Annotated in this window: 13 protein-coding genes; 8 read left to right on the top strand and 5 right to left on the bottom strand. The window is 74.6% G+C overall.

Annotated elements, in window-relative coordinates:
* Positions 1 to 165 precede the first annotated feature (165 nt).
* From ABH937_RS32030 to ABH937_RS32015, 4 genes are read left to right on the top strand one after another with little or no spacing between them, the layout of a single operon-like run.
* Positions 166 to 1,128 carry an LLM class flavin-dependent oxidoreductase gene (locus ABH937_RS32030; protein WP_370220245.1) on the top strand — a complete coding sequence of 321 codons (963 nt, stop codon included), beginning with the start codon at positions 166 to 168 and terminating at the stop codon, positions 1,126 to 1,128.
* Positions 1,125 to 1,778 (top strand): flavoprotein, encoded by a 654-nt coding sequence (locus tag ABH937_RS32025; protein ID WP_370220244.1) that lies wholly within the window; start codon positions 1,125 to 1,127, stop codon positions 1,776 to 1,778. Before ABH937_RS32030 ends, ABH937_RS32025 begins: the two co-directional genes overlap by 4 nt.
* Complete coding sequence (locus ABH937_RS32020; RefSeq protein ID WP_280693985.1) at positions 1,775 to 2,761, top strand: hypothetical protein; 987 nt, start codon at positions 1,775 to 1,777, stop codon at positions 2,759 to 2,761. Before ABH937_RS32025 ends, ABH937_RS32020 begins: the two co-directional genes overlap by 4 nt.
* Positions 2,758 to 5,289, top strand: a complete 2,532-nt coding sequence (locus ABH937_RS32015; protein ID WP_280693984.1) for a M16 family metallopeptidase — start codon at positions 2,758 to 2,760, stop codon at positions 5,287 to 5,289. The genes ABH937_RS32020 and ABH937_RS32015 overlap by 4 nt, the downstream gene beginning before the upstream one ends.
* Here the strand turns inward: ABH937_RS32015 and ABH937_RS32010 are convergent.
* Together ABH937_RS32010 and ABH937_RS32005 are read right to left on the bottom strand one after the other, a co-directional pair.
* Entirely contained in the window at positions 5,286 to 5,648 is a 363-nt protein-coding gene (locus ABH937_RS32010) for a transcriptional regulator (protein WP_280693983.1), read from the bottom strand. The two genes, ABH937_RS32015 and ABH937_RS32010, sit on opposite strands and share 4 nt — an antisense overlap.
* Positions 5,645 to 6,106, bottom strand: coding sequence for a hypothetical protein (locus ABH937_RS32005; protein WP_280693982.1), 462 nt, complete (start codon positions 6,104 to 6,106; stop codon positions 5,645 to 5,647). The genes ABH937_RS32010 and ABH937_RS32005 overlap by 4 nt, the downstream gene beginning before the upstream one ends.
* 145 nt (positions 6,107 to 6,251) lie before the next feature.
* Here ABH937_RS32005 and ABH937_RS32000 point away from each other — a divergent pair, with 145 nt between their 5' ends.
* Positions 6,252 to 7,163 (top strand): ABC transporter ATP-binding protein, encoded by a 912-nt coding sequence (locus tag ABH937_RS32000; protein ID WP_280693981.1) that lies wholly within the window; start codon positions 6,252 to 6,254, stop codon positions 7,161 to 7,163.
* A complete protein-coding gene (locus ABH937_RS31995; RefSeq protein ID WP_280693980.1) occupies positions 7,160 to 7,999 on the top strand; it encodes an ABC transporter permease in 840 nt (279 codons plus the stop codon). The genes ABH937_RS32000 and ABH937_RS31995 overlap by 4 nt, the downstream gene beginning before the upstream one ends.
* A 64-nt stretch (positions 8,000 to 8,063) precedes the next feature.
* Here the strand turns inward: ABH937_RS31995 and ABH937_RS31990 are convergent, their stop codons facing one another.
* Entirely contained in the window at positions 8,064 to 8,765 is a 702-nt protein-coding gene (locus ABH937_RS31990; protein WP_280693979.1) for a hypothetical protein, read from the bottom strand.
* Between the two features lie 182 nt (positions 8,766 to 8,947).
* Here ABH937_RS31990 and ABH937_RS31985 point away from each other — a divergent pair, with 182 nt between their 5' ends.
* Entirely contained in the window at positions 8,948 to 9,262 is a 315-nt protein-coding gene (locus tag ABH937_RS31985; RefSeq protein ID WP_280693978.1) for a hypothetical protein, read from the top strand.
* Between the two features lie 296 nt (positions 9,263 to 9,558).
* On the opposite strand, the gene ABH937_RS31980 is transcribed toward ABH937_RS31985, so the two are convergent.
* Positions 9,559 to 11,358: a carbohydrate-binding module family 20 domain-containing protein gene (locus tag ABH937_RS31980; protein WP_370220242.1), complete on the bottom strand. Its 1,800-nt coding sequence runs from the start codon at positions 11,356 to 11,358 to the stop codon at positions 9,559 to 9,561.
* Between the two features lie 363 nt (positions 11,359 to 11,721).
* On the opposite strand from ABH937_RS31980, the gene ABH937_RS31975 reads away from it, so the two are divergent.
* Positions 11,722 to 12,402 (top strand): PH domain-containing protein, encoded by a 681-nt coding sequence (locus ABH937_RS31975; RefSeq protein WP_280693976.1) that lies wholly within the window; start codon positions 11,722 to 11,724, stop codon positions 12,400 to 12,402.
* 71 nt (positions 12,403 to 12,473) lie between these two features.
* Here ABH937_RS31975 and ABH937_RS31970 read toward each other — a convergent pair whose 3' ends face one another.
* Positions 12,474 to 14,156 (bottom strand): phospho-sugar mutase, encoded by a 1,683-nt coding sequence (locus ABH937_RS31970; RefSeq protein WP_370220241.1) that lies wholly within the window; start codon positions 14,154 to 14,156, stop codon positions 12,474 to 12,476.
* Positions 14,157 to 14,186: the final 30 nt, after the last annotated feature.

Here is a 14,186-nt window from a genome sequence, read left to right as displayed (position 1 = left end):
CGGGCGGGGGGGGCCCCCCGCGGGGGGGGGGGGGGGCCGGGGGCGGGGGCGCGGGGGGGGGGGGGGGGGGGGGCGGCCGGGGGGGGGCCCGCGGGGGGGGGGGGGGGGGCCCCCCCCCCCCCCCCCCCCCCCCCCCCCCCCGCCCGCTTCCTGGGTCTGGAGAAGATGGTGGCAGTCCTTTCCGTTCTCGTGCCGTTCGTACCGCACCGGCCCGAGCACATCGTCCCGTACGCCGCCTACGTGCAGTGGAGCCCGGCGCACCGGTTGTGGCAGGGCCAGGCGACCCTGGTCGAACCGTTCCAGTCCTTCGCCTTCGCCGCCGGCGCCGGCTTCCGGGTGCCGGTCGGCACCGGGGTGACCCTGATGCCGCTGCGCCACCCCTACGAGGCCGCGCTCCAGGCCCGCTCGCTGGCCGCGACCACCGGGCACCCCGTGGTCGCGGGCTTCGGGCCGGGCGCGCAGGTCTTCCAGCAGCAGTTGCTGGGCGCGCCCTACCGCAGCCAGCTGGGCGCGGTGCGGGAGTACGTCACGGCGGTGCGCCGGATGCTCGACGGCGAACCGGCCGAGCAGGACGGCGCCTACTTCCCGATGCACACCGGGCTGCACCCGCTGCCCACCCCGCCGGTCGAGGTCGGACTCGGGGTGCTGCGCCCCAGGATGGCCGAGCTGGCCGGGGAGTTGGCCGATGTCGCGATCAGCTGGCTGACCTCGGCCGACTACCTCGGCGAGGTGGTGCTGCCGGCCCTGCGGGCGGGCGCGGCGGCCGCGGGCCGGCCGGCGCCCCGGCTGGTCGCGATGGTGCCGATGGCGCTGGCGCGACCGGACCGGGATCCGGTGCGGCTGGCGCTGGCCAGCAACTCCGGGCACCTGCGCATGCCGCACTACCGCGACATGCTGCGCCGCTCCGGGATCGAGACCGACCCGCAGGACCTGGAGGCCGGCGCCAAGGCGCTGCTGGCGGGCCAGGCGTTCCTGTACGGCGGCGTCGAGGAGTTGGCCGCCTCGATCCGCGCCTACTGGGCGGCCGGGGTCGACGAGGTGGTGGTCAACCTGACCGGCGTCCACCAGCTGCACGGGCCGCAGGCGACGCTGGCCGAGCTGGACCTGATCGTGCGGGCGGCGGCGTGACCGCCGACCAGGCAGACCAGGCAGACCCGCAGCCCGCGGGCCCCGTCGGCGTGCCCGCGCTCGGCCTCTCGCGGCTGCTGCTGGTGGTCACCGGCTCCTCCTCCGCCGCCACCATGCCGTTCTGGCTGAACTGGCTCGGCGAGCTCTATCCCGCGCTGCGCGTCCAACCGGTACTGACCCGCAGCGCGCAGCGGTTCGTCACCCGGCAGGGGATGACCGGCGCGCGCACCGGCGAGGCCCTGCTGGACCTGTGGCCCGAGGACGAGTTGACCGCCCGTCACGTCGAGTGGGCCGAGTGGGCCGAGGCGGTGCTGGTCTACCCGGCCTCCTTCCACTTCCTGGCCCGCCTCGCACTCGGGCTGGCCGACAGCCCCGCGCTGCTCGCCGCCCAGTGCACCACCGCACCGCTGGTGGTCGCGCCCGCGCTGCCGCCCGGCGGCTGGCAGAGCCCGGCCTGCGTCGCACACGTCGCGGCGCTGACGGCCCGGCCCAACACCGCGGTGCTCACCCCGCGGCCGGCCGCCAGCCTGACCACCGGTCGGCAGGACGCCTGGGCGCCCGCGCTCTTTCCGGCGGCGATCGGCGAGCTCGAACGCCTGCGTACGGCGGCGGACGGGCTGACGGGCGGGCCGACGGACCCGGGCCGATGAGCGGGGCGCACCCCACCCGAGTCGCCGCGTACGGCACCGGCCTGCTGCGGACCGAGATCCACGCGCTCCCCGCGCCCGGGGCCGGCCCGGTGGCCGCCCCGGGCGCGGGGTTCCACTGGTCCCGCGTACCGGGACCGCTCGCGCCGGTCGGCTTCCAGCCGCTGGCGGATGAACTGGTCGCGCAGCTGGGGGAGTTGACCGGCAGCGCCGCGACCCGGCTGGTGCTGGGGCAGGTGCGCGGCACGGCCCGCGAGTACCGGGTGGGCGGGGCGGAGTCGCTGGCGGCCCGGCTGCTGCGCACCGGGCCCGACGCCGAGGCGGCCCGAGCGCTGCGCGAGCTCGGCGCGCTGCTGGCCCGGCTGCACGGCCTGCGGCCGCCGGCCGTGGTGCCCGCCGGCCCGCCGGCCGGCCTGCGGCGGCTCGCCGACTGGCTCGCCGCGGCCCCGACCGGCGGCCACGCGGCTCCGCTCGGCCCGGTGGCCGAGGGGACCGGCGCCCCGCGCGCCGGCCTGCTGCTGCGCGAGCGGCTCGGCGAGCGCCGCCTGGGCCGGCTGCGCCGCTGGTGCGCGGCGGCCGCCGCCGACGGGCAGCGCGCGGTGCTCGTGCACGGCGCCCCGAGTCTGGGTGCGGCAGTGCTCGGCCCCGGCGGCTCGGTGGAGCTGCTCACCGGCGAGGACCTGTGCCGCGCCCCCTGGTACCTCGATCTCGGTTGGCTCACCGGCGAGTTGGTCGAGCTGGCCTGGCAGCAGGGCGGCGACCACCGGCGCTGGCAGTCGCTGCTGACCGCACTGACGGCCGGCTACGGCGCGGACCTCGGCGACCGCTGGCACCGTGCGGCGGCCCTGCGCACCGCGCTGCACCTGCACGACTTCAGCGCCTACGTGGCCTGGGACCCGGCCGTGGCGCTGCGCTACGCCGCCTTCCTGGGCTTCCTCATCGACCAGCGACCCACGCTCGTCCGTGCTTCGGGAGAAGAGAGTTGACGGTACGTCAGGATGTCTCCGCGCCACGCGACCGGACGGCGGAGCTGCTGCGGCACACCCTCGGCAACGGCCTGCGGGTGCTGCTGGCACCGCACCCCGGGGTGCCGCGGGTGGCCGTCTGCGTCACCTACGGGGTGGGCTTCCGCTCCGAGCGGCCCGAGCAGGAGGGCCTGGCCCACCTCTTCGAGCACCTGATGTTCCGCGGCAGCGCGAGCCTGCCGGACGGCCGCTTCTACGAGCACGTCCAGCGCCTGGGCGCCGAGGCGAACGGGACCACCCACCAGGACTACACCGACTACTACCAGAGTGTCCCGGCCGGGGCGCTGGAGCGGGCGCTGTTCAGCGAGGCCGACCGGATGCGGGCGCCGCGCTTCACCGAGCGGACCCTGCGCGAGCAACTCGTCGGCGTGGGCCAGGAGATCACCGAGCGCACGGTGACGCGCCCGCTGGGCGGCTTCCCCTGGCCGCTGCTGCCTCAGGTGCTCTTCGAGCGGCGGCGCAACGCCCATGACGGCTTCGGCCGGATCGAGCGGCTGGAGCGGCTCGGCCTGGACGACTGCGCCGACTTCTTCGACCTGCACTACACCCCTGGCAACGCCGTGCTCACCCTGGTCGGCGGGTTCGAGCCGGAGCGGGCACTGGAGCTGATCGAGCGGCACTTCGGCTCGATCGCGGCCCGCCCGGCCCCGCCGCGGCCCGAGCTGGACGAGCCGGCGCCGAGCGCCGAGCGCCGGCTGACCTGCGTCGAGCCCGGCCTGCCGACCCCGGCGGTGGCGCTGGGCTACCGGATCGCCGGGCCGGAGCGGGATCTGCCCGGCTACCTGGCGGTGCTGCTGCTCTCCCGGCTGCTGCCCGCGGTGCTGGCCGACCCCTGGCGGCCGAGCGGCAGTTGCGGCTTCTTCGGACCGCTGGACGCGCGGACCCCCGACGCGCTGGTGCTGGCCGCACTGCTGCCGGCGGGGCGGGCCCCGGAGGAGTTGTCGCAGGCCGTCCGCTCCGCGCTCGGCCGGCTCGCGGGCACCGGCGGCCCTGGGGTGCCGGCGGTCGCAGTGGCGGAGGCGGCCCGCCGGCTCGGCCTGGAGCTGCGCCGGGAGCACGCCGAACTGCGCGCCAGGGCACGGACGTTGGGCCGCCTCGAGGTGCTGCTGGGCCGCCCCGAGCTGCTGGACGAACTCCCCGACCGGCTCGCCGCGCTCGGCCCGGAGCAGACGGCGGGCGCCGCCGCCGTGCTGCTGGCGCAGCCTCCGGCGGTCCTGGTGCTGGAGCCTGGAGCGGCGCGTTCGCGGCCCGTGCCGGCGGCCGATCCGGCCGGGCGAGCGGCGGCGGCCGAGCCCGCGCCGCGGCCCGCCCGGCCGCCGGGCCGGCCGCGTCCGGTCCCGCTGATCGGCCCGACCCGGCGGGCCGAGCCGCGCTCCAGCGGCTCGCTCGCACTGCCGGACGGGACGCGGGTGCTGGCGCTGGAGGACCGGCGGGCCGTGGTCGCCGAGTTGCGGCTGCGGGTGCCGCTGGGCGTGGTCGGTCTGACCGCTCCGGCGCGGGTGGCGGCCGCGGCCCAGGAACTGCTGCGTGGGGCGGGCGGTTCGGCGACCGCGGCGGTCGCCGCCGACGGGCTCTGGCTGGACGCCGTGGCGGCTGCGCCGCCTGGCGGGCTGGACGGCGCGCTCACGGCCCTGCTCGCGCTGGCTCGTGGCCTCGCCGCACTGCCGGCCGCGCTGCCTGCCGCGTCGCCCGGTGCGGCGGCGGACGGTGCGGCGGCGGACGGTGCCGAGCCTGCCCTGGACCTGCTCGTCGCACCGGCGGCCGGTGCGCGCGCCGGCGCCGGCTGCTGCCTGGCGGTGGTCGCCGACCGGTCGGCCACCGAGCTGCTGGATCGGGTGTCGGACCTTGCGAGTCGGCTGGCGCCGCCGGCGTCCGCAGCGGACCGCACCTGCGTCACCCCGGCCCGTCCGCTCCAGGGCCTGCGGCTGGTCGAGCGGGCCGGTGCGGCGCAGGTGCGGCTGCTGCTCTGCGCGGCCGAGACCGCGTCCGGCGCCGACCAGGCGGCGCGGTTCCTGGCCACGGCGCTCTACGGCGGCTACCACGGCTCACGGCTGGCGATCGCGGCCGGCCCGCTCGGCGGCGCGGTCGGCGAACTACGGGCCGGCCGGGACCTCTTCCTCGGCCGGCCGCGCGCCTGGGTCCGGGCGCGGGTGGCGCGCCCGGCAGCCGGCGAGCTGCTGCGGCTGGTCCGGGCGCAGGCCGAAGGGCTGGCCCAGGACGGGCCCGACGCGGCGGAGTTGGCCCGCGCGGTGGACTTCTGCGTAGGCCAGGTGTCCGCGGTCTTCGACGCCCCGGCCGCGCTGGCCGACGGCCTGGCCCGGCTCGGCGTGCTCGGCTGGCAGCCGGCCGACCTCGCGGCCCTGCCCGAGCGGCTGGCCGAGCTGCGGGCAGATCAAGTGGCCTCTGCCGCCGGGCAGTTGTTCGGCGGCCTGCGCGACGGGGTCCTGCTGGGCGACCCGTCGGCGCTGGCCGACCTGGCGAGGCCCTAGCCCTGCTCGGCGTGCTCCTGCTCCTGTTCCTGCTGCTCCAGCGCGGCGCCCAGCGCGCTCGCCTCGCTCGCGATGCGTTGCAGCACGGCCAGATGATCCGTCAGGGCGGCCCGCCCCTGCGGCGTCAGCCGCAGCCAGGTCCGCGGCCGCTTGCCCACGAAGCCGCGCCGCACCTTGACGTACGAAGCCGCCTCCAGGGTGCTCACCACCTTGCTCAGTGCCGACTCCGACACCCCGCAGTGCTCCCGCACGGCGCGGAACTCGGCGTCCGTGCAGCCGGACAGGAAGGCCACCACCGCGAGTCTGGTGGGCTGGTGGATCACCTCGTTGAAGACCGGGGCCGGGCGGTCGGTGGTCACGCGGCACCCGCCTGGTCGCGCTGGCGGCGCAGCAGCAGCCAGTGCGCCGGGGCGCCCGCCGCGGCGAGGCCGAGGAAGAACCCGCTCCAGCCGAGGAACGGGGCCAGCGCGCCGCCCAGCAGGAGCGGCGCCAGGTAGGCCGCGGTGAGCCGGCGGCTGTCCACGCCCGAGGGCAGCGCCGGGATGATCCCGGGCCGCTGCTCGACCCGGCGGGCCAGCAGCAGGTGGCTGATCAGGGCGAGGGCCGCGGCCAGTTGGAGCGCCGCGACGAGCAGCCAGCGGCTGCCGGGCAGCAGGCACTGCACCCCGAGCAGCGCGAATCCCAGGCCGAACAGGCCGCCGCTGGCGGCCGGGTACCAGCCGGGCAGCGGATTGGGCCGGCGGGCGGCGGCAGCGGCCAGCTGGGCGGCGCGCAGCGCTGCGCGGGCATCGGCGGCATCGGTGCTGTGACTGGCCATCACGTTCCTCCTCAAGTGCGAGTGCTCGGCGGTGCGCGGTCGGGTTCCAGTGAACCGCAGCCCGTCGATGATGAAATCCTGGCATTTACTTTCCTGCCAGGCAAGTACTAGCGTGAGTGGCATGTACGACGGAGAGGCGGGGGCCATGACCGTGACTGTGCCGCAGCGTGCTGCGGTGGACCGGGCCGAGCAGGAGCCGGCCATCCTGGTATCGGGCCTGCGGATGCGCTACGGCCGACGGGACGTGCTGGACGGCCTGGACCTGAGAGTCCACCGGGCCGAGCTGTTCGCGCTGCTGGGGCCCAACGGGGCAGGCAAGAGCACCACCATCGAGGTGCTGGAGGGCTACCGGCTGCGGTCGGGCGGCGAGGTCTCGGTGCTCGGGCAGGACCCGGCCCGGGACGATCCGGCCTGGCGGGCCCGGATCGGCATCGTCCTGCAGTCCAACCGCGACCACGGCCGGTGGCGGGTCGCCGAACTGCTCGACCACTTCGCGCGGTACTACGAGCATCCGCGCGAGCCGGCCGAACTGCTGCGCCGGGTCGGTCTGGCAGCCCAGGCCGACCAGAGCGCGGCCACCCTCTCCGGTGGGCAGCGCCGGCGGCTGGACGTGGCGCTCGGGCTGGTCGGCAGCCCCGAGCTGCTCTTCCTGGACGAGCCCACCACCGGATTCGACCCCGAGGCGCGGCGCGACTTCCACGCGCTGCTGCGCGAGTTGCGCGAGGAGCGCGCCACGACCATCGTGCTGACCACCCACGACCTGACCGAGGCACAGGAACTGGCCGACCGGATCGGGATCCTGGAGTCCGGCCGGCTGACCGCCTGCGGGACGCTGGAGGAGCTGGCCGCGGCGGCCCGGGCCGACTCCGAGGTGCGCTGGCGCGGCCCCGACGGCGAGCCGCGGCGACTGTTGACCGCCGACCCTTCGCAGGCGGTCTGGGAGCTGCACCAGGAGTTCGGCGGACCGATCCCCGACCTGGAAGTGCGCCGCCCCACCCTGGAGGACACCTACCTCGGCATGGTCGGCGCCGACCTGGACACCACGGAGGCCTCGTGAACCCGCTCGCCCTGGGTCTGCGCCGCGGCGCGATCGAGCTGCGCCAGATCCTGCGCAGCCGCAAGGACCTGTACACCTACCTGTCGACGCCGCTGGTCTTCCTCGGCGTCTCCTACTGGCGCTCGGGCACCCACGGGTCCGGCGGCGGCCTGACCCAGCTGAGCCTGGCCGGTGGCATCGCCTCCACCATCTTCATGTTCGGCCTGATGACGGTCCCGCAGTTCCTCTTCGGCGACCGGGAGGACGGCACGCTGCTGCGGCTGCGCGGGGTACCCGGCGCCATGACGGCGTACCTGGTCGGCAAGACCCTCTTCGTGCTGGCCACCATGGCGGCCTCGATCGTGCTGCTGCTCTTCGGCGGCGCGTTGCTGCTGCACGCGCAGCTGCCGCAGAGCCCGGGGCAGTGGCTGACGCTGGTCTGGGTGCTGGTGCTGGGGATCGCCGCGGTCGTCCCGATGGGGGCGGTGGTCGGCTCGGTGCTGCCGCCGGCCCGGGAGGCGCTGGCGCTCTACATGATGCCGATGGTCGGGCTGATGTTCATCTCCGGCGCCTTCGCACCGCTGCGGAACCTGCCGGCGGGGGTGCGCGATCTCGCCTCGGTCTTCCCGCTGCGCTGGATCGCCCAGGGGGTGCGCTCGGCGCTGCTGCCCGACGGGGCCAAGGCCCTGGAGGTCTCCGACAGCTGGCAGCACCTCGGCACCGCCTCGATGCTGGCCGGCTGGATGCTGGCGGGCTTCCTGCTGGCGCCCCGGCTGCTGCGCCGGATGGCCCGCCGGGAGTCCGGCAGCAGCCTCTCGGAGCGCGAGCAGAAGCGGCTGGCCAAGACCGCCTACTGACCAGTGGGGGCGGTGGCCTGCCGTACCCGGCAGGCCACCGCCCAGGACCTGGGGCGGCGGTCCGTCAGGACAGGCCGTGGTCGCGGGCGATGAGCGCCGCCTCGGTGCGGTTGCCGGCCCCGAGCCGCTGGTAGAGGTCGGCGACCCGCCGGTGGAAGGTCCGCAGCGAGACGCCCGCCTGCCGGGCCCGGGAGGCGTCCTTGCCCGGGCGCAGCAGCAGGGCCAGCAGGTCCAGGTCCTCCGGCGGCAGCGCGTCGCGCCGCTCGATCACCGCGTCGAACTCGGCCGCGCGCTCCCAGGCCAGCCGGAACAGCGCGCTCATCCCGGAGACCAGTCCGGGCTCCTCGGTGAGGATGGCCCCGGAGTCGGGGTCGCGCGGGTCGGTGGCGGTCAGTGCCGCCCGCCCGTCGCAGATCAGCAGGGTGCGGTCGAGCTCGGGCACCAGACGGATCTGCGCTCCCTGCGCCCTGATCCGGCGCAGGAAGGCGAGGGTCAGGGCGTCCTCCAGCGAGCCCATGCTCAGCAGGAAGCGGGTGGTGAGGCCGCGGCGCAGGCTGCGCAGCACCAGGTACTGGTGGAACTCCAGATAGGAAGGCGACACCCGGTCGAGGTGTTCGGCGATGAGCAGTTCGTGGTGGGTGAAGAAGACCAGATCCTCTATTTGGCCACGGACCTCGACCGGCCCGTACCTTCTGGCCAGCTGGGGCCCGGGACCGTCCGAAACGATGGTTCGGTGGTCGTCCTGCGACATGTCAAGGTACGGCATCTATCCCCCGATAGGACTGGCGCACTGCTGGATCGTCACGGTGGTGCTGTGAATTCTCCTACGCCAAGGATGGTAAGCGATGTTTCCCCAGGTTTATAGCCGCCGAGGTCGCGACAGTCGTAGGGTGTGTTCCGCGGCCGCCAGTGGCTGATCCGGACCGATTCGACGGAGGGACTCGTCCGATGTTCTTTCCCCTGCCCAACCGTCCCCACCAGGTTCGCCTGGATCCCGTCAGGCAGGCCCTGGAGCGGGCACTGATCGAGGCCGACCAGGAAGAACGCCCCGGCCTGCGCCGTGCGTTGGAGATCCTGGACGGGTTCGGCCCGACCAGCGGACCGGTCGATCCGGAATGGGCCAGAAAGGTCCTGGCGACCGCCGGGGTGGATCCCCGCACGGCGGAGGTGAAGGCGGTGCGCGAGCTGCGTTCGGCGCACCAGGGCCTGAGCCTCAAGGAGGCCGCCGGGCTCGTCCGCACACTTATCGATCAAGGCAACTGATTTAACCAAACGGGTTCGGGCGGCGCCGTCGTCCGCCCTTCCGGTGGGGAATTGGCTGCGGCTGTCATCGGCTTCCGGAATGATTCTCCCCCCGCCGTTCGGCGGGGTTCACGCCGGTCCGGAAAGTGCTTAAGGAAGTCCCCAACCCGTTCGACGTCATATCCGCCGAACGGCCATTCCGGCGTTTTTCCGGGGCGTTGCGAGGCTGCCGGCCCGGGCGCGCTGCGCGAGGTGGAGGCCGAACGGCTGAGCGCCGGCCCCCCAGGGGGACCGGCGCTCGGCGGGGGCGGGCTCGGCTACTGCTGCCAGGTGTCGTTCAGCGTGCCGCCGGACGAGCCGGTGGCGGCGCCGTGGTTGCTGCCGGACTCCCAAGTGACGTTCCCCGAAGCGTCCTTGAAGAGGTACTTGTACTGGAACGCGGTGTTCGCGGGCAGGCTCACGGTGCCGCCCCAGACCGGGTAGTTCGCCGAGGAGAGCGGGATCGCGGCGTTCGGGTCCCAGTTGCCGAGCGCGGGGATCGAGCCGACCAGGTAGACGTTCTGCCCGAAGACCGTGGTCTTGTTCTCGTTGAAGGTCTCGCCCACGGTGCCGGCCGGCTTGCTCGCCGGGTACAGCGCCACCGCGTCACCGGCGCCCACCGTCACGGTGGCCTGGCCGGTGGCACCGACCGTCACCGTCGGGCCGGTGCAGCCGCCGCCGGCCGTCTGGTCGCCGTGGATGACGTCGCAGTACGTCCCGGCCGGCAGGCCGGTCTCGAAGGTCTGGGTCACTGCGGCGGAACCGTTGTTGATGGAGACCCAGGCCGCGTCGCCCCGGCTGAAGGCGATGGCGTTGCCGCCGTTGTCCCACCAGTTGGCCACCGCCTGGCCCTGGGCGGCGTTGTGCCAGCCGACCATGTTGGCGATGCCCTGGTTGCGGTCGGTGCAGGTCCACGCGCCGGTCGTGCAGTCGGTCGCGGTGACGTAGCCGTTGCCGTCGGCCGGCGGCGACTGGTCGCTGGTGCCGAAGGTGAAGCCGGAGTAGACCTGCGGCGTTCCGTAGCCCCAGGCCAGTTCGAAGAGCGTGGCCAGGGTGTACTTGCTGCCGTCCTTGTAGCTCAGCGTCTGGCCGCTGCGCTCGGTGTCGTGGTTGGCCACCATCACCGAGGACAGGTTGCTCGGCTCGATGCCCCAACTCTGCCCGAAGGTCTTGAGGTTGGCGATGCTGCCGGTGAACTGGCTCTTCAGGTCGTAGGCGTAGGTGAACTCGATCACGCTGCCGTTGCCCTCGAAGGCGCTGGGCGCCAACTGGCCGCTGCTGCCGGGTATCACCTCCTGGTAGACGTACGGGCGGCTGCCCGTCCAGGCGGTGTTGTTCACCCGGCTGAGGATGTCGGCCATGTCGGCCTGCGCGATGTGCTTGGCGGCGTCCATCCGGAAGCCGTCGACGCCGTAGCCGACCAGCTTGTTCAGGTAGCCGGCCAGCTTGGCGCGGACGTCGTCCTTCTCGGTGTAGAGGTCGGAGAGCGAGGAGAGTTCGCACTCCTGCACCTGCTGGACGTTGTTCCAGTCGCTGATGCTCAGGTCCGCGTTGGGGCAGGGCGGCGAGAAGTGGAAGTCCGAGCTGTCGTACGGGACGTTGGTGTACGTGAACGTCGCCGGGTTGAAGCTCGCGCCGCCGTAGGAGTCGGTGCTGGTCTGGTTGGCACCGGCGGTGTGGTTGAGCACCGCGTCGGCGTAGACCTTGACGCCGGCGTTGTGGCAGGCGGTGACCATCTGGGCGAACTGGGCCTCGGTGCCCATCCGGCTGTTCAGGTCGTAGGCGACCGGCTGGTAGACGTCCCACCAGGCGTGGGTGCTGCCCGCCAGGCGGATCGAGTCCTCGGGCGGGGCGACCTGGACGGCGCCGTAGCCCTTGGGGCCGAGCACCGTGGTGCACTCGTTGGCGACCGAGGACCAGTTCCATTCGAAGAGGTTGGCGATCACGTCGCCGCCGTTCGGGTTCGCGGCGGCGTGCGCCGTGCCCTGGAGGGTGAGCGGCAGCAGGGCGCCGGCAACCAGGGTGGCCGCGGCCAAGGCGGCGGAGCGGCTGGTCCGGTCTCGTCGGAGCAGTCTCATGGGGATGACTCCCGGGGGGCGGGCCGTCCCGCCGAGGACCGGCGGCGCAGGTTCGCGGGGCTGCGCCGGGCGGGGGTGGGGCTCGGGTGGACGGCGGGTACCGATGGGGGGTGGGGCGGGGCGTCGGGGCGGCTGGCAAGGCCGTCGGGGTGCACCGCGCGCTAGACCATCCCGCCGGTGCGCGGGCGGCGTCAAGAGGATGGCAAGAAGTTGCTGAAACTTGCGGCAAATTGTTGCCGTCCGGGAATCGGCCGCCGGTTGACCGGCACTCGCCTGGTGGGAACGGCGGCGGCCCCGGGTTGCGGCCTAAAAGTGACGTTTGTGACCAGGGGTGCGGGCAGGTCGATGGGGCAGAATCGCAGCATGACCGATACCGCCGGCACGCCCCACCCGGGTTCTGCCGCCCCCGCCGACGGGCCGAAGTACGCCGATCACGTCTTCCGCTCGACCCCCGGCATCGTCTCCGGCGTTCTGCTGCTCGCGATCGCCGGCTGGCTGATTGTCGACGCCATGCTGACCAGCAGCGGCAAGACCCCGTGGATCGCGCTGGCCTGCGCCCCGCTGTTCGCCTTCCCGGTGATCGCCTACACCCTGCGTCCGTCGGTCTCGGCCGGTGAGGACCGGGTGGTGGTCCGCAACCCGCTGCGCACCATCGTGGTGCCGTGGGCGCAGGTGGAGGCGCTGCGCGCGGGCTTCTCGGCCGAGTTGCTGGCCGGCGGCAAGACGTACCAGATGTGGGCGGTGCCGGTCTCGCTGCGCCAGCGGAACAAGGCGAACCGGTACGCCTCCAGGGCCGCCGTCACCGAGAGCCCGCGCACGCCGCGGCTCGGCATGCTCCCCAAGCCGCCGCGCACCGTGGTGCCCGGTGCGCCGGACTCCAACCGGGCCTGGGCCGACCAGGTGATGGACCTGCTGCGCGAGAAGGCCAGGACCAACGGGGTGCGTCCCACCGCGAAGGGTGAGGTCACGGTCGGCTGGTGCTGGTGGGTGATCGCGCCGACGCTGGCGGGGCTGGTCGCGCTGGTGGCGCTGACCACCACCTGAGAGCTCAGACGAGAGGGGCCCGCGACCGAACCGGTCGCGGGCCCCTCTCGTCTTCGGGCAGCGGCTGCGGGTCAGATCCCGGCGGCCGCCGCCAGGTCCCGCTTGAGCGCGGCCAGCAGCTCGGTGGCCCGCGTCCGGGTCGCCGGCAGCTCGGCGGCCGAGACGACCGGCAGCACGACCTCCAGGTAGCACTTCAGCTTCGGCTCGGTCCCGGAGGGCCGCACCACGATCCGCGCCGAGCGCACCGGCTGCCCGGCCAGGTAGTACCGCAGCCCGTCGGTCGGCGGCAGCTCGGCCGAACCGGCCGACAGGTCGTCCGCCCGCTCCACCAGCAGCCCGGCCAGCTCGGTGGGCGGCTGCTCGCGCAGCCGGCCCATCGCGTCGGCGATCAGCGACAGGTCCTCGACCCGGGCGGAGAGCTGGTCGGTGGCGTGCAGGCCGTGGGTCAGCGCCAGCTCGTCCAGCAGGTCGGTCAGGGTCCGTCCGGCCCGCTTCTGCGCGGCGGCCAGCTCGGCGATCAGCAGGGCGGCGGAGATGCCGTCCTTGTCCCGCACGCCCTCGGGGTCGACGCAGTAGCCCAGCGCCTCCTCGTAGCCGAACCGCAGGCCCTCGGTGCGCGAGAGCCACTTGAAGCCGGTCAGCGTCTCCTCGTAGGCCAGGCCCGCGGCCTCGGCGATCCGGCCGAGCAGGGTGGCGGAGACGATCGTGGTGGCGAAGGTGCCCGTCACGCCCTTGGCGACCAGCGCCGCACCCAGCAGCGCGCCGACCTCGTCACCGCGCAGCATCCGCCATCCCGCCGCCGCGGCCGTGTCCGGCACCGCCACCGCGCAGCGGTCCGCGTCCGGGTCGTTGGCGATCACCAGGTCGGGGGCGTGCTCGGCGGCGGTGCGGAAGGCCAGGTCCATCGCGCCCGGCTCCTCCGGGTTGGGGAACGCGACGGTGGGGAACTCCGGGTCCGGCTCGGCCTGTTCGGCGACCACGGTCGGGGCCGGGAAGCCGGCCTGCTTGAACGCGGCCAGCAGGGTGTCGCGGCCCACGCCGTGCATCGGGGTGTAGACCACCTCCAGCTCGCGCGGCCCGGCGGGGTCGACCACGGTGACGGCGCGGGCCAGGTAGGCGTCCAGCACGTCCTCGCCGAGCACCTGCCAGCCGGTCGCGGCCAGCGGCACGTCGTGCAGCGAGGCCACCGCGTCGATCTCGGCGGCGATCTCGGAGTCGGCCGGCGGCACGATCTGCGAGCCGTCGCCGAGGTAGACCTTGTAGCCGTTGTCGCGCGGCGGGTTGTGACTGGCCGTCACCATCACACCGGCTGCCGCGCCCAGGTGGCGGATCGCGAAGGCGAGCACCGGGGTGGGTAGCGCGCTCGGCAGCAGCGCGGCGCGCAGGCCGGCGCCGACCATCACCGCGGCGGTGTCACGGGCGAAGTCGTAGGACTTGTGGCGGGCGTCGTAGCCGACCACCACCAGGTCGCCCGCCCCGGCTGCCCGTACGTGGGCGGCCAGGCCGGCGGCGGCCCGGATGACGACCGCGCGGTTCATCCGCATCGGACCCGCGCCCAGCTCGCCGCGCAGGCCGGCGGTGCCGAACTGCAGCCGGTCGGCGAACCGCTCGGCCAGCTCGGCCAGTGCGCTCGCCTCGCCCTGCTCGACGGTGGCCAGCAGCGCGGCCAGCTCCTCGCGGGTCTCGGCGTCGGGGTCCTCGGCCAGCCACTGGCGGGCGCGGGCGAGGAGGTCGGTGGTGCTGTCCTGAGCCATGGGTCGCCTACTCCGGTATCCGGTAGGGGG

Source organism: Kitasatospora sp. GAS1066B (assembly GCF_041262605.1).
Lineage (GTDB): Bacteria > Actinomycetota > Actinomycetes > Streptomycetales > Streptomycetaceae > Kitasatospora.
Note: the sequence above shows the minus strand (reverse complement) of the source record. Positions and strands in the feature narration are given on the sequence as shown.